Below are 18,589 nucleotides of genomic sequence, written 5' to 3'. Positions count from 1 at the left end.
ATATATATTGATGGTTGTATTTTATAATGTTATTAGCGAAGTTGTTTTATTAAGTAATGATAAATATCGGAAGCGTGATGAATGCTTCCGATATTAAATATATAAAGATTAAATTAATGGTAGCCCATTATCTGTGCGCCGATCACCACCACGCTGGACATAATAAACAGCAGTCCCAACAGCGTGGCGCCAACCTTCAGCCAGTTTCGAAAATCCACCCGGCAAACGCCTAACGTTGCCATCAGCGATGCTGACGTTGGATAGATAATATGACTGAAACCGTCGCCAAACTGGAAGGCCAGCACGGTGACCTGACGGTTTACGCCAACCAGATCGCCCAATGGCGCTAATAACGGCATGGTCAACGCGGCCTGACCAGAGCCGGAAGTCACAAAGAAATTAAACACAGCCTGGAACAGCAGCATAAACCACGCCGCGATGGCGTTATCCAGCCCGCTAATGCCGTTGGCAATGCTGTTTAGCAGGGTGTTTAGCACGCTGGCTTCGCCCGCCTCACCGTTGCCGACCAGCAGTAATATGCCTTTAGCAAAACCGACCAGCAGGGCAGGGGCAATCATCATGCGCGCCCCCTCGGTAAACGAGGAGGCCATGACGTTGACCGTCATGCCGTTGAGCCGAAAGACCACGCCGATAATGCCAATCACCAGCCCCATGGTGAAGAACTGGCTGGCGATTTCCGGAATAAACCACGCGTTGACGATAACGCCCCAGACCACCCAAATCATCACCGCGGTCAGCACCAGCAGCACCAGCCAGTCGCCCAGCGTGAAGCGTCGTTCCACAACCTCGTCCTGCTGCTCGCGAAAGAAGCGGTCGGACTCATGAACCCGGGACAATAGCGGATTCTTTTTGATGCGCGCCGCGTAGGCCAGGGTGAAGGTCAGGCCAATCATCGTGGCAATGACCCACACCACGATGCGCAGACCGGAACCAGAGAGCACTGGCACGCCCGCAATACCCTGCGCGACCACCACGCAGAACGGGTTCATCCACGAGCTGGCAAAGCCAATTTGGGTGGCGATATAGGTAACCAGAACGGTGGTGATACTGTCGTAACCCAGGCGCACCATCAGCGGAGCAATGATAATGGCAAAGGCGACGGCCTCTTCCCCCATGCCAAACACCGCGCCGCCTAAGGAGAAAAGAATAAACAGCACCGGGATAAACAGGACTTCGTTCCCGCGCGTATGGCGGATCAGCGCCAGAATGCCGTTATCGATGGTTCCGGTACGCATAACGATGCCGAATGCGCCGCCAATCACCAGCATAAACATAATAATGCCGACGGCGGTGCCGAATTTCGATCCGGAGGTTAACCCTTCAAATGGAAAATTCATCAGGCCCGGGCGTTCATCACCGGTGGTGAAAAATTGCACCCGGTGATACTGCTCTTCACCCGCGTCGTTGGTCAGAATTCGAAAAGAGTGGGGGTCGACCACCTTACGGGTTTTGGTTTGTCCATCAACCTGATACTGCACTTCCTGACTGTCGAACATCCCGACGGGAACAACCCATGTCGCCAGACTGGTTAAAATGGCGACGAAAAAAATAATCACCAGCGTATCGGGCATCGCCCATTTTCTGGCTGGCTGTGATTCTGTTACTGCTGACATGAAAGACTATCCCTGTTGCAATGCAAAAGAGAGTAAGTATGCAAACAGGAGAATAGTTATTCATTGATGCAGCGCATCCTGACAAATGTTTCAGAATATGCCACAGGGAAAAACAGAGATAAAAAAACCGGAAATATCATCTATTTCCGGTTTGATAAGCACAGGTGTTGCCGGATAAGACATCCGGCACACCCGGCAGATTACTGCTGCTGTTGGGAAGACTGGATCGCGGTCAGAGCGATGGTGTAGACGATATCGTCTACCAGCGCGCCACGAGACAGGTCGTTCACCGGCTTGCGCATACCCTGCAGCATCGGCCCGATGGAGATCAGGTCGGCAGAACGCTGTACCGCTTTGTAGGTGGTGTTACCGGTGTTCAGATCCGGGAAGATGAACACGGTAGCGCGACCTGCAACCGGAGAGTTCGGTGCTTTGGATTTTGCTACGTCAGCCATAACAGCGGCGTCATACTGCAGCGGACCATCGATCATCAGGTCAGGACGTTTTTCCTGCGCCAGACGAGTCGCTTCACGCACTTTCTCTACGTCGCTACCTGCACCAGAGGTGCCGGTGGAGTAGGAGAGCATCGCTACGCGCGGTTCGATACCGAAGGCAATGGCGGATTCTGCGGACTGAATCGCGATTTCTGCCAGCTGCTCTGCAGTCGGATCCGGGTTGATCGCGCAGTCGCCGTAAACATAAACCTGTTCCGGCAGCAGCATGAAGAACACGGAAGACACCAGGGAGCTACCCGGCGCAGTTTTGATCAGCTGCAGCGGCGGACGGATGGTGTTCGCGGTAGTGTGAACAGCACCAGAAACCAGGCCGTCAACGTCGTCCTGCTCCAGCATCAGGGTACCGAGAACCACGTTGTCTTCCAGCTGTTCGCGGGCAACGGTTTCGGTCATACCTTTGTTTTTACGCAGTTCGACCAGACGAGCAACGTAGCTTTCGCGAACCACATCTGGATCAACGATTTCTACGCCAGCGCCCAGTTCAACACCCTGAGAGGCCGCAACGCGAGTGATCTCATCCGGGTTACCCAGCAGTACGCAGGTTGCGATACCACGTTCGGCACAGATAGCCGCAGCTTTAACGGTACGCGGTTCGTCGCCTTCAGGCAGAACAACGCGCTTGCCGGCTTTACGTGCCAGCTCAGTCAACTGATAACGGAACGCCGGCGGAGACAGACGACGGCTACGCTCAGAGGTCGCGGTCAGGGATTCAATCCAGTCAGCGTTGATGTAGTTAGCAACGTATTCCTGAACTTTCTCAATACGCTCGTGATCGTCAACCGGAACTTCCAGGTTGAAGCTCTGCAGGCTCAGAGAGGTCTGCCAGGTGTTGGTATTCACCATGAATACCGGCAGGCCGGTTTCAAATGCACGTTCGCACAGCTTAGTGATGCGCGCGTCCATTTCATAGCCGCCAGTCAGCAGCAGGGCGCCGATTTCCACGCCGTTCATGGCCGCCAGGCATGCTGCAACCAGCACGTCAGGACGATCTGCGGAAGTTACCAGCAGGGAGCCTGCGCGGAAGTGCTCCAGCATGTGTGGGATGCTACGTGCGCAGAAAGTCACAGACTTCACGCGACGGGTATTGATATCGCCTTCGTTAACGATGGTGGCGTTCAGGTGACGCGCCATATCGATTGCACGAGTAGCAATCAGATCGAAGCTCCATGGCACCGCGCCCAGAACCGGCAGCGGGCTGGATTCTTGCAGTTTGGCCGGATCAACTTTGATCACTTTCGCTTTGGAAGAGTCGTCGAAAATCTCGGACAGATCCGGGCGAGTACGGCCCTGCTCATCAACCGGTGCGTTCAGTTTGTTAACGATTACGCCGGTGATGTTGGTGTTTTTCGCGCCGCCGAAGCTGCTGCGAGTCAGTTCAATACGCTCGTTCAGCTGTTCCGGGGTATCGGTGCCCTGAGACATCACGAAGACGATTTCTGCGTTCAGCGTTTTCGCGATTTCGTAGTTCAGAGACTGTGCGAACTGATGTTTACGGGTTGGGACCAGGCCTTCAACCAGTACAACTTCAGCGTCTTTGGTGTTCGCGTGGTAGTTCGCGATGATCTCTTCCATCAGCACATCTTTCTGGTTGCTGGACAGCAGAGACTCAACGTGGCTCATCTTCAGCGGCTCAGCGGCTGGCAGAGAAGAGTTAGCACGGACGATGCTGGTAGTCTGGTCTGGCGCATCGCCACCGGCACGCGGTTGAGCGATCGGCTTGAAGACGCTCAGACGAACGCCTTTGCGTTCCATTGCGCGGATCACGCCAAGGCTGACGCTGGTCAGACCGACGCTGGTTCCGGTAGGGATCAGCATAATAATACGGGACACGGTTTATCCTCTTTCGTTACCGCCAATTTAGACGGGTTACAAAACAGCACCGCCAGCTAGGCTGGCGGTGTGAAATCAGGCAGTCAGGCGGCTCGCGTCTTGCGCGATAACCAGTTCTTCGTTGGTTGGGATAACCAGCGCAGGACGGGTACCTTCTTTGTTGATGAAACCAGATTTGCCGAAACGTGCGGCCAGGTTACGTTCGTGGTCAACGTCAAAGCCCAGAACGCCCAGTTTGCCCAGAGACAGTTCACGAACCATCGCTGCGTTTTCACCGATACCACCGGTGAAGACAACGGCATCCAGACGACCATCCATCAGCGCGGTGTAAGCACCGATGTATTTCGCCAGACGGTGGCAGTAAACGTCCATTGCACGTTTAGCGTCTTCTTTAGTGGCGTAGTTATCTTCAACATAACGGCAGTCGCTGGTGACTTCGGTCAGACCCAGCAGGCCGGACTCTTTGGTCAGCATTTTGTTGATCTGGTCAACGCTCATGCCCAGGGTATCGTGCAGGTGGAAGATGATCGCCGGGTCGATGTCACCGGAACGCGTACCCATCACCAGACCTTCCAGCGGGGTCAGACCCATGGAGGTATCAACACATTTACCGTTACGGATAGCAGATACAGAACCGCCGTTGCCCAGGTGGCAAGTGATGATGTTCAGCTCATCAACCGGTTTGTTCAGCACTTTTGCCGCTTCCTGAGTGACGAAGAAGTGGCTGGTACCGTGCGCGCCGTAACGACGAACGCCGTGTTCTTTGTACAGGCTGTACGGCAGAGCATAGAGGTAAGACTCTTCCGGCATAGTCTGATGGAACGCGGTGTCGAATACAGCCACGTTTTTGTCTTTCAGATTCGGGAAGGATTTCAGCGCTTCTGCGATACCGATCAGGTGAGCCGGGTTATGCAGCGGTGCGAAAGAGGCGGAATCTTTGATGCCCTGAATAACAGAATCATCGATAACCACGGAGCTGGTGTACTTCTCGCCGCCGTGTACGATACGGTGACCAATAGCGGTCAATTGCGCGGACAATTCTGGTTTTTGTGCCAGAATAGTGTTAACGATAAAGTTCAGCGCTTCACTGTGAGCGGCGCCTGCACCTAAAGCCGCTTCTTGTTTACCGCCGTCCATTTTCCACTTGATACGTGCTTCTGGGAGATGGAAACATTCGGCTAAACCAGAGAGGTATTCTTCACCGTTTACTGCATCGATGATGGCAAATTTCAGTGAGGAGCTACCGCAGTTCAGAACCAGTACTAACTTACTCGACATGGAAGTACCTATTTATGATACGTGGCTAAAAAAACGTCAGGGAGTCATAGAGCGTAGCGCATGATGACACCGACGTTTATGATTAACATCATGCGCCATTGTCTTTTTGGGCACGATGGAATAAATACCTTTGAGTCTATGTCATTTTGCGTATTTTTCAGGCAATGGCATACTATATGCCAATTTGACGACTCAATGATTTTGGACTAAAGGCCTTACAGGCCGGCACAGGATACCTGAATGTGGGTATCAAAGACAAAATGTTTTGAACGATGTCCCTTGTAGTTGTTGTTTTGCACAAATTTTTTAATTTTTATATGTGAAGTTGAGGTAACCGCCATGTCGACACCGGATAATCGTTCCGTCAATTTTTTTAGCTTGTTTCGCCGGGGGCAGCACTATGCGAAGACGTGGCCAATGGAAAAGCGCCTCGCGCCCGTGTTTATTGAGAACCGCGTGATTCGCATGACGCGTTACGCAATCCGTTTTATGCCACCCATCGCTGTCTTCACTTTATGCTGGCAAATTGCGCTCGGCGGGCAGTTGGGACCGGCCGTGGCGACTGCGCTGTTTGCGCTCAGCCTGCCGATGCAGGGCATGTGGTGGCTGGGTAAACGTTCTGTAACGCCGCTGCCGCCTTCAATACTCAACTGGTTCTACGAAGTTCGGGGTAAATTGCAAGAGGCCGGGCAGGCGCTCTCTCCGGTAGAAGGAAAGCCTGATTACCAGGCGCTGGCTGACACGCTTAAGCGCGCCTTCAAACAACTGGATAAAACTTTCCTCGATGATTTGTAATTGACCCCTGATTACGCATATAAAAGAAGGCACAAGATGCCTTCTTTTTTTTCATCGCAGTAGCAGTGATACAGGAGTCCCAAATGGAAATGACCAACGCTCAACGTCTGATTTTGTCGAATCAGTACAAAATGATGACTATGCTCGATCCAACTAACGCCGAGCGTTATCGTCGTTTGCAGACGATTATTGAACGCGGTTACGGCTTGCAGATGCGCGAGCTGGATCGTGAGTTTGGTGAGCTGACGGAAGAAACCTGTCGTACGATTATCGATATTATGGAGATGTATCACGCATTACATGTGTCCTGGACTAACCTTAAAGACGCGCAGGCCATTGATGAGCGTCGCGTGACCTTCCTCGGTTTTGACGCTGCAACGGAAGCCCGTTTCCTCGGGTACGTTCGTTTTATGGTTAATGTGGAAGGTCGTTATACCCACTTCGATGCAGGTACGCATGGCTTCAACGCCCAGACCCCGATGTGGGAAAAATATCAGCGTATGCTGAATGTCTGGCACTCTTGCCCGCGCCAGTATCACCTGAGCGCGAATGAAATTAACCAAATCATTAATGCCTGAGGGGGCGAGCGTGCAGTGCAAAGGTTTTCTGTTTGATCTGGATGGGACACTGGTCGATTCCTTACCCGCGGTAGAACGCGCGTGGTGCAACTGGGCCGATCGTTTTGGCCTCGATCATGCCGAGGTGCTCGGCTTTATTCATGGCAAGCAGGCCATTACCTCGCTGCGACACTTTATGGTGGGAAAATCTGAGGCTGAGATCGCCGCGGAATTCACCCGCCTGGAGCAGATCGAAGCGACGGAAACCGCTAGGATCACCGCGCTGCCGGGGGCGGTTGATTTACTCAACCACCTCAATAAAGCGGGTATTCCATGGGCGATTGTGACCTCTGGATCTATGCCATTCGCGCGGGCGCGCCACCGTGTCGCGGGGCTTCCTGCTCCTGAAGTGTTTGTCACTGCCGAACGGGTAAAAAGAGGTAAACCAGAGCCAGACGCCTATCTGCTCGGCGCGCAGCTTCTGGGTCTTGCGCCACAGGAATGCGCGGTGGTGGAAGATGCGCCTGCCGGAGTGCTCTCAGGACTGGCTGCAGGGTGTCATGTGATAGCGGTCAACGCGCCTGCGGATACGCCGCGTCTGGATGAGGTCGATTTTTCGCTGACCAGTCTGGAACATATTTCTGTGACCAAACAACCCAACGGAAATGTGGTCGTGGTAAGAAATACCTGATCATGATTTAGCCCCAGATTGTTGGGGCTTTTTTATGGCAGAATCGACTCATCCCTCTCATTTAACAAGGATATGTTGTGAACGGTGAATTGATATGGGTTCTCTCATTGCTGGCGATTGCCGTCGTTTTGTTTGCAACTGGCAGAGTGCGTATGGATGCGGTCGCTTTGCTGGTCATTATTGCCTTTGTTCTCAGCGGAACATTGAGCATCACAGAAGCCTTTTCCGGATTCAGCGATCCTAACGTTATTTTGATAGCGGCTTTATTCATTATTGGCGATGGCCTGGTGCGTACTGGGGTGGCGACGGTAATGGGAGCCTGGCTGGTGAAGGTGGCTGGCAGCAGTGAAGTCAAAATGCTGGTGTTGCTGATGATTACCGTCGCCGGGCTTGGTGCGTTTATGAGTTCGACCGGCGTGGTCGCCATCTTTATTCCGGTGGTCCTAAGCGTTTCCATGCGCATGGAAATTTCCCCTTCACGCCTGATGATGCCACTGAGTTTTGCAGGACTAATCAGCGGCATGATGACGCTGGTGGCGACGCCGCCCAACCTGGTCGTCAACAGTGAATTGTTGCGCGAAGGACTTAACGGTTTCAGTTTTTTTAGCGTTACCCCGATGGGGCTGGTGGTCCTGGTGCTTGGCATAATTTATATGCTGCTGATGCGCTTTATGCTCAAGGGGGAAGATTCCGGCCAGCCGGGAGACGGCTGGAAACGCCGGACCTTTCGCGATCTGATTAAAGAATATCGCCTGACCGGGCGCGCGCGTCGCCTGGCGATTCGTCCGGGTTCTCCTATGATAGGCCAGCGTCTGGACGACCTGAAACTGCGTGAGCGCTACGGGGCAAACGTGATTGGCGTGGAGCGCTGGCGTCGCTTTCGTCGCGTGATCGTTGACGTAAACGGGGTTTCTGAGTTTCGCGCCCGTGACGTGCTGCTGATTGATATGTCTGCAGCGGATGTCGATCTGCGAGAGTTTTGCAGTGAGCAACTGCTGGAGCCGATGGTACTGCGCGGCGAATACTTCTCCGAGCAGGCGCTTGACGTGGGGATGGCCGAAATCTCTCTGATCCCTGAGTCGGAATTGATCGGCAAAACGGTACGGGAAATCGCTTTTCGTACGCGTTACGGGCTGAATGTCGTTGGGCTGAAGCGTGATGGTACAGCGCTGGCCGGAGCGGTGGTTGATGAGCCGCTGTTGATGGGCGATATCATTTTAGTGGTGGGAAACTGGAAGCTGATCACGCTGCTTGGACAAAAAGGGCGCGATTTTGTGGTGCTGAATATGCCCGTGGAAGTCAGTGAAGCTTCTCCGGCGCACAGCCAGGCGCCGCATGCGATTTTCTGCCTGGTGCTGATGGTCGCCCTGATGCTCACTGATGAAATTCCCAATACGGTTGCCGCGATCATCGCCTGTCTGCTGATGGGGAAATTTCGTTGTATCGATGCCGAAAGCGCCTATAAAGCGATTCACTGGCCGAGCATCATTTTGATTGTCGGGATGATGCCCTTCGCGCTGGCCTTACAAAAAACCGGCGGTGTCGATCTGGTGGTGAAAGGGCTGATGGACGTCGGCGGTGGGTATGGTCCGTATATGATGCTGGGCTGCCTGTTCGTGCTGTGCGCGACCATCGGGTTATTTATCTCCAACACCGCGACGGCGGTGCTGATGGCGCCAATCGCGCTGGCGGCAGCAAAGTCGATGGGTGTTTCGCCTTATCCTTTTGCGATGGTGATTGCGATGGCGGCATCCGCGGCCTTTATGACGCCGGTTTCTTCGCCGGTAAACACGCTGGTGCTCGGGCCTGGCAACTACAGTTTTAGTGATTTTGTGAAGATTGGCGTGCCGTTTACCATCATTGTGATGGTGGTGTGCGTGGTGATGATCCCGATGCTGTTCCCGTTTTGATTTTTATATGCCGGATGGAGGCTAACATCCTGTCCGGCATATCAAGGTAACGTCGGTGCAAACTTACAATGGTGAATCCTGGCTGATTTCATCTAATGAGAGGTGAAAGCTCGGGACGAATACGTCCATAAAGTAATCCATCTCCTCGCTGCGTCGCGATTCCAGCGTTTTTTCCAGACGCGTTTTAGCCAGCAGAAACTCGTTGTTACCGGCGGAGAGTTCCTCCAGACACTTCAGATATGCGCACAGGGCATCGGCCTGTTTAACAATCGATCTCTCTTCTTCACTCAAGGCATGTTCATCAATGAGAGGCGCAAAAATATCGCGCAGTTCATCAGGAACCATATCGACCAGCTTTTGCTGGGCAATTTTCTCTATCGCTTTATATTCCTGGGCAATCTGCGAGTTGAAGTATTTCACCGGGGTAGGGAGATCGCCGGTCAACACCTCTGACGCATCGTGATACATCGCCAGTAAGGCAATACGCTCAGCATTCACCTGACCACCAAATTTACGGTTTTTGATCGCGGCCAGCGCATGAGCAACCATGGCAACCTGCAGACTGTGTTCAGACACGTTTTCGGTGCGCACATTGCGCATCAGCGGCCAGCGATTAATGAGTTTCAGACGGGAGAGGTGGGCAAAAAAGTGGCTCTGCTTCATAACGACCCTTACTCAGTGACTTCAGTAACGGTATTTTGCGCAGAGAGTGCTACCGGATGCAAACCCGGTAGCACTTTGCGGGGTTACAGCTGGCGATAACCCGACAGGAAACGCTCAAATTTACTCAACGACATTTCGATATCATCAATTCGCGGCAGCGTAACGATGCGGAAATGATCCGGCCACGGCCAGTTGAACGCCGTCCCCTGCACCAGCAGAACTTTCTCCTGCAGCAGGAAGTCGAGCACCATCTTCTGGTCGTCATGAATGTTGAAGCGTTTAGCATCAATTTTCGGGAACATATACAGTGCGCCGCGCGGTTTTACGCAAGAGACGCCGGGAATGTCATTGAGCAGTTCCCATGCACGGTTGCGTTGTTCATACAGACGCCCACCAGGCATGATGAATTCGCTGATGCTCTGGTATCCGCCCAGCGCGGTCTGAATAGCATGTTGCGCCGGAACGTTGGCACATAAGCGCATAGAGGCCAGCATCTCAAGACCTTCAATATACCCTTTGGCATGTTTTTTCGGTCCGTTCAGCACCATCCAGCCCTGACGGAAACCAGCGACGCGATAGGTTTTTGACAGGCCGTTGAAGGTGATGGTCAGCAGGTCCGGAGCCATTGCCGCGATGGAGTGGTGTTCAGCGTCATCGTAGAGAATTTTGTCGTAAATCTCATCCGCAAAGATGATGAGGTTGTTCTGGCGAGCAATCTCAACAATCTCCATCAGCAGCTCTTTAGAATAAACAGCGCCGGTTGGGTTGTTTGGGTTGATGATGACGATCCCGCGGGTACGCGGTGTAATTTTGGCGCGGATATCATCGAGGTCCGGGAACCAGTCTGATGATTCGTCACACAGGTAGTGAACGGCATTACCGCCGGAGAGCGAAACCGCCGCCGTCCACAGTGGATAATCAGGGGCAGGAACCAGCATTTCGTCCCCGCTATTCAGCAATGCCTGCATAGCCTGCACAATTAATTCAGAAACGCCGTTACCGATATAAATATCTTCCACGGTGACGTCGCGCATACCACGGGCCTGGTAATGCTGCATAATCGCTTTACGGGCGGAATAAAGACCTTTTGAGTCGCAATATCCTTGCGCTGTTGGCAAATTGCGGATCACATCCACCAGAATTTCATCTGGCGCTTCAAACCCGAATGGCGCCGGGTTGCCGATGTTCAGTTTCAGAACTTTATTGCCTTCTTCTTCCAGGCGCTTTGCTTCCTTCAGAACCGGGCCGCGAATGTCATAACAGACGTTTTCTAATTTGCTGGATTTTTCAATGGGGGACATGAACGTTGACCTTTTTAGCTGTGAATGCCACTCCCTGCCATGGAAGTCAGCCCAGCACAATGTACTCCCACGGCGGTGAGTTTTGAAGGGTCTTTAGTTGAACATTTTGAAAAGCCATGAAGTTATAATTAACTGTTAACAACTAAATGATGTGATTATCATAGAATAATAATCTGGTTAACTGTATTTTATTAGTCATATGATTCGTCATGACGGTTTGGTTGTGGTGATTTGTCTTGTCAAAAAAAGTTAAGGCTGTAAAGCGAAATGTCACCGACGTCTAAGCTGGATGAGGCAATTCGAAAATACTGAGGTTTTAGCTGCGGGGGTTGTTATCGGTCTGATCCGTCCGGGATACGGTGTAAATCCATTGTTAAGCATAATTAATGAATTGAGGGATTCTTAATTAATTATTATTTAATATTTAAATGGCATCAAATTGAGTGGACTAATAATAGGGAAACTGCTGCCAGGACATAACACGAATTTGCCTGGAATTATTCACGATAACACTTATAAATATAGTGGTTTTAGGTTAAGATAAGTCCCATGAAATGGTAAGTAGTCTGAATTTTAAGATAATTCAAATGTTGGTTGGTTGTTCCTAACATACTGAAAAGATAGTTCTTAATGTGTAAATTATTGTTCGTTAACTTTTTTTTAAATTTACAAAATTTACATGTTTTCCATAAGTCAGAATCATCCAGCAGCTAAAAATCCGGCTCTTTCTCGTTGCTATATTCCGATGAATATCACGGGTATTAAAATAGCTCAGAAAGAGAATTGTTTCGTTTGTTAAACCAAATACATCCTTATTTTCACTTGGTTACACTAAGCGAAACTGCGAGGGAGGCACATTACAAATGGAGTTGTTTGATTCCAAATGCACAGCATTAACCCGGTATGACCCGCGAGTAAGTGAAAAACTATGATAAATGCAAATCGTCCGATAATTAACCTCGACCTCGATCTGCTGAGAACCTTCGTTGCTGTTGCCGACCTGAATACCTTTGCGGCTGCGGCAGCTGCGGTATGTCGAACTCAGTCTGCGGTGAGTCAGCAAATGCAGCGTCTTGAGCAACTCGTGGGGAAAGAGTTGTTCGCACGCCATGGACGCAACAAGCTACTGACCGAACATGGTATACAACTGTTGGGTTACGCCAGAAAAATACTGCGTTTTAATGATGAGGCATGCTCATCATTAATGTTTAATAATCTTCAGGGAGTGTTAACTATCGGTGCTTCTGATGAATCCGCCGATACCATACTGCCTTTCCTGCTCAACCGTATAAGTTCGGTTTATCCGAAGCTTGCGCTGGATGTGAGAGTCAAGCGTAACGCTTATATGGTGGATATGCTGAAGTCGCAAGAAGTGGATTTGGTGGTTACCACCAACCGACCAGGCGATTTTGAATGTCTGAATCTGCGTACCTCGCCAACACACTGGTACTGCGCTGCCGAATATATCCTGCAAAAGGGTGAGCCGGTACCGTTGGTTCTGCTGGACGATCCGAGTCCGTTTCGCGATATCGTGCTGGCGACATTAAACGCCGCACAGATCCCATGGCGTCTGGCATATGTCGCTTCAACATTACCCGCGGTTCGTGCGGCGGTAAAAGCAGGGCTCGGCGTCACTGCGCGTCCTGTTGAAATGATGAGTCCGGATTTGCGCGTCCTGGGTGCCGCCGACGGATTGCCGCCATTGCCTGATACTGAGTATCTGTTGTGCTGCGATCCGTCCACGCAAAATGAGCTGGCAGACGTTATCTTTAAGTCGATGCAAACGTATCAAAATCCTTGGCAATACAATCAGTTTACCCCTGAAGGGGGAGATGACTCGCTGATTGTTGAAGGCGACTTTGAGTAACCCGTCACAAAAAACAGTTTTAAAATGTAAGTGTAAAAAAGAGCCGCTGATGCTGAAAGAACATCCAGCGGCTCTTTTTTTATGCAAATATTGCCGCTTTATGTCATTTGCTATACTAAAACTTAACAAAATCAGAAGGTAAAAAAACGGCCTGATGTTAGGCTAAAAAATAATCAGCAGCATTGCTAATTGTTTCCATGTTAAAAAACTAGAGAAATTGTTGCTGTTTTTTATGGTGAATTAACAAAAGCGTGTCACAGATCAAGAAAATACTCCCATTTAGGGGGAGGCATCTGGGTGAATTCCTGTCAAAATAGACGAGTATTATCTTTTTTACTTCACTACGGACACGATTCAACAACGTTAAAAATGACCGATGATGCGATCGAAATTGGTCTAAACAGCACTTTATGTTAATGAAGTTGGATTGGTGTAAAATAATGTGAGGAAACTTTTGTTAAAGTTGACAAAAGGTTATAGAAAGGAGTAAAAAACCCCATCAATTAGCTGTATAAAATGGTTTTTCACAGTGATTGTAAGGTTTTTTTTATTCCTCCCCATGAATCGATGTGGCGTTCATCTGCCGAAAAGAGCAGAGAATTTGGCGCTACTTTTGATGAGTAAGCAATGAGTATGTCAACATCCACTGAAATCATCGCTCATCACTGGGCATTCGCTATCTTTCTTATTGTTGCCATTGGCCTGTGCTGCCTGATGCTCGTCGGCGGCTGGTTTTTAGGTGGTCGCGCGCGCGCGAGATCTAAAAACGTGCCGTTTGAATCAGGTATCGACTCGGTCGGCACCGCCCGCTTGCGCCTGTCTGCCAAGTTTTATCTGGTAGCCATGTTCTTCGTTATCTTCGACGTTGAAGCGCTGTATCTGTTCGCATGGTCAACTTCTATCCGTGAAAGCGGCTGGATTGGCTTTGTGGAAGCTGCAATTTTTATTTTTGTGTTACTGGCAGGTCTGGTTTATCTGGTGCGTATTGGCGCGCTGGACTGGACGCCCGCGCGTTCACGCCGCGAGCGTATGAACCCGGAAACGAACAGTATCGCTAATCGTCAACGCTAACCGCGAGGCATTAAGATGGATTATACGCTCACCCGCATAGATCCTAACGGTGAGAACGACCGTTACCCCCTGCAAAAACAGGAGATCGTAACCGACCCCCTGGAGCAAGAAGTTAACAAAAACGTGTTCATGGGCAAGCTGCATGACATGGTTAACTGGGGCCGTAAAAACTCAATTTGGCCATATAACTTTGGCCTTTCCTGTTGCTACGTTGAGATGGTGACCTCGTTTACCGCCGTGCACGATGTGGCCCGTTTCGGTGCGGAAGTACTGCGTGCATCGCCGCGTCAGGCTGACCTGATGGTGGTAGCCGGAACCTGCTTTACCAAAATGGCACCGGTTATTCAGCGCCTCTATGATCAGATGCTGGAACCGAAATGGGTTATCTCCATGGGCGCATGCGCCAACTCCGGCGGTATGTACGACATCTATTCTGTGGTGCAGGGCGTTGATAAATTTATTCCGGTTGATGTGTACATCCCGGGATGTCCGCCGCGTCCGGAAGCGTATATGCAGGCTCTGATGCTGCTGCAAGATTCGATTGGCAAAGAACGCCGTCCGCTCTCCTGGGTGGTTGGCGATCAGGGCGTTTATCGCGCCAATATGCAGTCAGAACGCGAGCGTAAACGCGGCGAACGTATTGCTGTAACGAATCTTCGTACACCAGACGAGATTTAATTTGCGCCTGTCGGCAGCAGCACTTCCTTCGCTTATCACTACATAAATAGCGCGAAGCACTGCCGACCACCACGGACCATTTGCAATGGTGAACAATATGACCGACTTAACCGCGCAAGACGCCGCATGGCAAACACGGGATCACCTTGATGACCCGGTCATTGGCGAACTGCGCAACCGTTTTGGGCCGGATGCCTTTACCGTTCAGGCGACTCGCACCGGGGTACCCGTTGTTTGGGTCAAGCGTGAACAACTACTGGAAGTTGGCGATTTCTTAAAGAGACTGCCGAAACCTTACGTCATGCTGTTTGACTTACACGGCATGGACGAACGTCTGCGTACGCACCGCGAAGGGTTACCTGCCGCGGATTTTTCCGTTTTCTATCACCTGATCTCCATTGAACGCAATCGCGATATCATGCTCAAGGTGGCATTGTCTGAAAACGATCTGCGCGTACCGACTTTCACCAAACTGTTCCCGAACGCCAACTGGTATGAGCGTGAAACCTGGGAAATGTTTGGCATCGATATCGAAGGCCACCCGCACCTGACGCGTCTGCTGATGCCGTCTACATGGGAAGGTCATCCGCTGCGTAAAGACTACCCGGCGCGTGCGACCGAATTCGATCCGTTTGAGCTGACCAAAGCCAAGCAGGATCTGGAAATGGAAGCGCTGACCTTCAAACCAGAAGACTGGGGCATGAAGCGTAGTACCGAAAACGAGGACTTCATGTTCCTCAACCTCGGTCCTAACCACCCGTCTTCTCACGGTGCATTCCGTATTGTGCTGCAGCTTGATGGCGAAGAAATCGTCGACTGCGTGCCTGACATCGGCTACCACCACCGTGGCGCTGAAAAGATGGGTGAACGTCAGTCCTGGCACAGCTATATTCCGTACACTGACCGTATCGAGTACCTCGGCGGCTGCGTTAACGAAATGCCTTATGTACTGGCCGTTGAGAAACTGGCTGGTATCACCACGCCGGATCGCGTTAACGTGATTCGCGTGATGTTGTCTGAACTGTTCCGTATCAACAGCCACCTGCTGTATATCTCCACGTTCATTCAGGACGTCGGCGCAATGACTCCGGTATTCTTCGCCTTTACCGACCGTCAGAAAATCTATGACGTCGTGGAAGCGATCACCGGTTTCCGTATGCACCCGGCCTGGTTCCGTATCGGCGGCGTGGCGCACGATCTGCCGCGCGGTTGGGACAAGCTGCTGCGTGACTTCCTTGACTGGATGCCAAAACGTCTGGATTCCTACGAGAAAGCGGCGCTGCGTAACACCATCCTGAAAGGCCGTTCGCAGGGCGTTGCCGCTTACGGCAAGAAAGAAGCGCTGGACTGGGGTTGTACCGGTGCTGCGTTGCGCGCGACTGGTATTGATTTCGACGTGCGTAAAGCGCGTCCGTACTCTGGCTACGAAAACTTTGACTTTGAAGTTCCGGTTGGCGGCGGTGTGTCCGACTGCTATACCCGCGTGATGCTGAAAGTTGAAGAGCTGCGCCAGAGTCTGCGCATCCTTGAGCAGTGCCTCAATAACATGCCGGAAGGCCCGTTCAAAGCGGATCATCCGCTGACGACGCCGCCGCCGAAAGAGCGCACGCTGCAACATATCGAAACCCTGATCACCCACTTCCTGCAGGTTTCGTGGGGACCGGTTATGCCGGCAAACGAGTCCTTCCAGATGGTGGAAGCGACCAAGGGTATCAACAGTTACTACCTGACCAGCGATGGCAGCACCATGAGTTATCGTACCCGTATCCGTACCCCGAGCTATGCACACCTGCAGCAGATCCCGGTAGCGGTACGTGGCAGCCTGGTGTCCGACCTGATCGTCCATCTGGGTAGTATCGATTTTGTTATGTCAGATGTGGACCGCTAATTATGCACGAGAATCAACAACCACAAACCGAGGCTTTTGAGCTGAGTGCGGCTGAGCGTGAAGCGATTGAGCACGAGAAGCACCACTACGAAGACCCGCGTGCGGCGTCCATTGAAGCGCTGAAAATCGTTCAGAAACAGCGTGGCTGGGTGCCGGATGGCGCGATCTATGCGATCGCGGATGTGCTGGGTATCCCGGCAAGCGACGTAGAAGGTGTTGCCACGTTCTATAGCCAGATCTTCCGCCAGCCGGTAGGTCGCCACGTGATCCGCTACTGCGACAGCGTGGTGTGCCATATCAACGGCTACCAGGGGATCCAGGCTGCGCTTGAGAAAAAACTCAACATCAAGCCGGGGCAGACGACCTTTGACGGTCGTTTTACGCTGCTGCCAACCTGTTGCCTGGGGAACTGCGATAAAGGGCCAAACATGATGATCGATGAGGATACTCACGCTCACCTGACCCCGGAAGGCATTCCCGAACTGCTGGAGCGGTATAAATGAAAGACATTATCCGTACTCCCGAAACGCATCCGCTGACCTGGCGTCTGCGTGATGACAAACAGCCGGTATGGCTGGACGAATACCGTAGCAAGAACGGCTACGAAGGTGCGCGAAAGGCCCTGACCGGGCTGTCACCGGATGAAATCGTTAATCAGGTAAAAGACGCTGGCCTGAAAGGGCGCGGCGGCGCGGGCTTTTCCACCGGTCTGAAGTGGAGCCTGATGCCGAAAGACGAATCCATGAACATCCGTTACCTGCTGTGTAACGCCGATGAAATGGAACCGGGCACCTATAAGGACCGTCTGCTGATGGAGCAGCTGCCGCACCTGCTGGTGGAAGGCATGCTGATCTCCGCGTTTGCGCTGAAAGCGTACCGTGGTTACATCTTCCTGCGCGGTGAATATATCGAAGCGGCCGTGCATCTGCGTCGCGCGATCGCCGAAGCGACCGAAGCCGGTCTGCTTGGCAAAAACATCATGGGCACCGGTTTTGACTTCGAACTGTTTGTCCACACCGGGGCAGGGCGTTATATCTGCGGTGAAGAAACCGCGCTGATTAACTCCCTCGAAGGTCGCCGTGCTAACCCGCGTTCCAAGCCGCCGTTCCCGGCAAGCTCTGGCGCATGGGGTAAGCCGACCTGCGTAAACAACGTTGAAACCCTGTGTAACGTACCGGCTATCCTCGCGAACGGCGTGGAGTGGTACCAGAACATTTCGAAGAGCAAAGACGCAGGCACCAAGCTGATGGGCTTCTCCGGTCGTGTGAAGAATCCTGGCCTGTGGGAACTGCCTTTCGGTACTACCGCGCGTGAGATCCTCGAAGATTACGCGGGCGGCATGCGCGATGGCCTGAAGTTTAAAGCCTGGCAGCCTGGCGGCGCGGGTACTGACTTCCTGACCGAGGCGCACCTTGACCTGCCAATGGAATTCGAAAGCATCGGTAAAGCAGGCAGCCGTCTGGGTACCGCGCTGGCAATGGCCGTCGATCACGAGATCGGCATGGTTCCTCTGGTGCGTAACCTTGAAGAGTTCTTTGCCCGCGAGTCCTGCGGCTGGTGTACGCCGTGCCGTGACGGTCTGCCGTGGAGTGTGAAAATTCTGCGCGCGCTGGAGCGTGGCGAAGGCCAGCCAGGGGATATCGAGACACTTGAGCAACTGTGTCGTTTCCTCGGCCCGGGTAAAACCTTCTGTGCACACGCACCGGGTGCGGTGGAACCGCTGCAGAGCGCCATTAAATATTTCCGCGAAGAATTCGAAGCTGGCATCAAGCAGTCCTTCAGCAATACCCATCAGATTGGTGGTATTCAGCCGAACCTGCTGAAAGAGCGCTGGTAATTGCAGGTTAACCCCTGCATCGCGATAAGTAATTCGATTAACGCTCGGTTACGACCGAGCCAACTGGAAGCATG

15 protein-coding genes are annotated in these 18,589 nt (G+C 52.1%); 10 read left to right on the top strand and 5 right to left on the bottom strand.

Features of this window, described 5'->3' with window-relative positions:
• Positions 1 to 113 precede the first annotated feature (113 nt).
• The 3 genes from yfcC to ackA all read right to left on the bottom strand — a co-directional run bounded on the left by yfcC (position 114) and on the right by ackA (position 5,257).
• Complete coding sequence (gene yfcC / locus OGV94_RS02185) at positions 114 to 1,634, bottom strand: putative basic amino acid antiporter YfcC (RefSeq protein ID WP_047409785.1); 1,521 nt, start codon at positions 1,632 to 1,634, stop codon at positions 114 to 116.
• 200 nt (positions 1,635 to 1,834) lie between these two features.
• Positions 1,835 to 3,979, bottom strand: a complete 2,145-nt coding sequence (gene pta, locus OGV94_RS02180; RefSeq protein ID WP_043017053.1) for a phosphate acetyltransferase — start codon at positions 3,977 to 3,979, stop codon at positions 1,835 to 1,837.
• A gap of 75 nt (positions 3,980 to 4,054) precedes the next feature.
• Positions 4,055 to 5,257 (bottom strand): acetate kinase, encoded by a 1,203-nt coding sequence (gene ackA / locus OGV94_RS02175; RefSeq protein WP_043017052.1) that lies wholly within the window; start codon positions 5,255 to 5,257, stop codon positions 4,055 to 4,057.
• A 339-nt stretch (positions 5,258 to 5,596) separates the two neighbouring features.
• On the opposite strand from ackA, the gene yfbV reads away from it, so the two are divergent.
• From yfbV to OGV94_RS02155, 4 genes are all read left to right on the top strand, one after another.
• The gene (yfbV, locus tag OGV94_RS02170) at positions 5,597 to 6,052 is read left to right on the top strand and encodes a terminus macrodomain insulation protein YfbV (RefSeq protein WP_200000944.1); all 456 of its coding nucleotides are present in this window, start codon (positions 5,597 to 5,599) and stop codon (positions 6,050 to 6,052) included.
• A gap of 83 nt (positions 6,053 to 6,135) precedes the next feature.
• Complete coding sequence (locus OGV94_RS02165; RefSeq protein WP_003028086.1) at positions 6,136 to 6,630, top strand: YfbU family protein; 495 nt, start codon at positions 6,136 to 6,138, stop codon at positions 6,628 to 6,630.
• Positions 6,623 to 7,300, top strand: a complete 678-nt coding sequence (locus OGV94_RS02160; RefSeq protein WP_286522593.1) for a sugar phosphatase — start codon at positions 6,623 to 6,625, stop codon at positions 7,298 to 7,300. Before OGV94_RS02165 ends, OGV94_RS02160 begins: the two co-directional genes overlap by 8 nt.
• Before the next feature lie 77 nt (positions 7,301 to 7,377).
• Positions 7,378 to 9,210, top strand: a complete 1,833-nt coding sequence (locus OGV94_RS02155; RefSeq protein WP_043017051.1) for an SLC13 family permease — start codon at positions 7,378 to 7,380, stop codon at positions 9,208 to 9,210.
• Between the two features lie 63 nt (positions 9,211 to 9,273).
• On the opposite strand, the gene yfbR is transcribed toward OGV94_RS02155, so the two are convergent.
• The gene (gene yfbR, locus OGV94_RS02150; RefSeq protein WP_003028083.1) at positions 9,274 to 9,873 is read right to left on the bottom strand and encodes a 5'-deoxynucleotidase; all 600 of its coding nucleotides are present in this window, start codon (positions 9,871 to 9,873) and stop codon (positions 9,274 to 9,276) included.
• An 83-nt stretch (positions 9,874 to 9,956) separates the two neighbouring features.
• Positions 9,957 to 11,174, bottom strand: coding sequence for an alanine transaminase AlaA (alaA, locus tag OGV94_RS02145; RefSeq protein ID WP_003028082.1), 1,218 nt, complete (start codon positions 11,172 to 11,174; stop codon positions 9,957 to 9,959).
• Between the two features lie 928 nt (positions 11,175 to 12,102).
• Here alaA and lrhA point away from each other — a divergent pair.
• The 6 genes from lrhA to nuoF all read left to right on the top strand — a co-directional run bounded on the left by lrhA (position 12,103) and on the right by nuoF (position 18,515).
• Complete coding sequence (lrhA, locus tag OGV94_RS02140; RefSeq protein WP_043017049.1) at positions 12,103 to 13,041, top strand: transcriptional regulator LrhA; 939 nt, start codon at positions 12,103 to 12,105, stop codon at positions 13,039 to 13,041.
• Between the two features lie 627 nt (positions 13,042 to 13,668).
• The gene (nuoA, locus tag OGV94_RS02135) at positions 13,669 to 14,112 is read left to right on the top strand and encodes an NADH-quinone oxidoreductase subunit NuoA (RefSeq protein ID WP_003028077.1); all 444 of its coding nucleotides are present in this window, start codon (positions 13,669 to 13,671) and stop codon (positions 14,110 to 14,112) included.
• Between the two features lie 15 nt (positions 14,113 to 14,127).
• Positions 14,128 to 14,790, top strand: coding sequence for an NADH-quinone oxidoreductase subunit NuoB (nuoB, locus tag OGV94_RS02130; protein ID WP_003028075.1), 663 nt, complete (start codon positions 14,128 to 14,130; stop codon positions 14,788 to 14,790).
• An 85-nt stretch (positions 14,791 to 14,875) separates the two neighbouring features.
• On the top strand, positions 14,876 to 16,678 hold the full coding sequence (gene nuoC, locus OGV94_RS02125; protein WP_075145879.1) for an NADH-quinone oxidoreductase subunit C/D: 1,803 nt from the start codon (positions 14,876 to 14,878) through the stop codon (positions 16,676 to 16,678).
• A 2-nt stretch (positions 16,679 to 16,680) separates the two neighbouring features.
• Entirely contained in the window at positions 16,681 to 17,181 is a 501-nt protein-coding gene (gene nuoE / locus OGV94_RS02120; protein ID WP_003028069.1) for an NADH-quinone oxidoreductase subunit NuoE, read from the top strand.
• Positions 17,178 to 18,515: an NADH-quinone oxidoreductase subunit NuoF gene (gene nuoF, locus OGV94_RS02115; RefSeq protein ID WP_003834753.1), complete on the top strand. Its 1,338-nt coding sequence runs from the start codon at positions 17,178 to 17,180 to the stop codon at positions 18,513 to 18,515. Before nuoE ends, nuoF begins: the two co-directional genes overlap by 4 nt.
• Positions 18,516 to 18,589: the final 74 nt, after the last annotated feature.

It is taken from the genome of Citrobacter sp. Ce006 (assembly GCF_030336535.1).
Classification (GTDB): Bacteria; Pseudomonadota; Gammaproteobacteria; order Enterobacterales; family Enterobacteriaceae; genus Citrobacter; species Citrobacter europaeus.
This window is presented reverse-complemented; position numbering and strand designations above follow the sequence as displayed.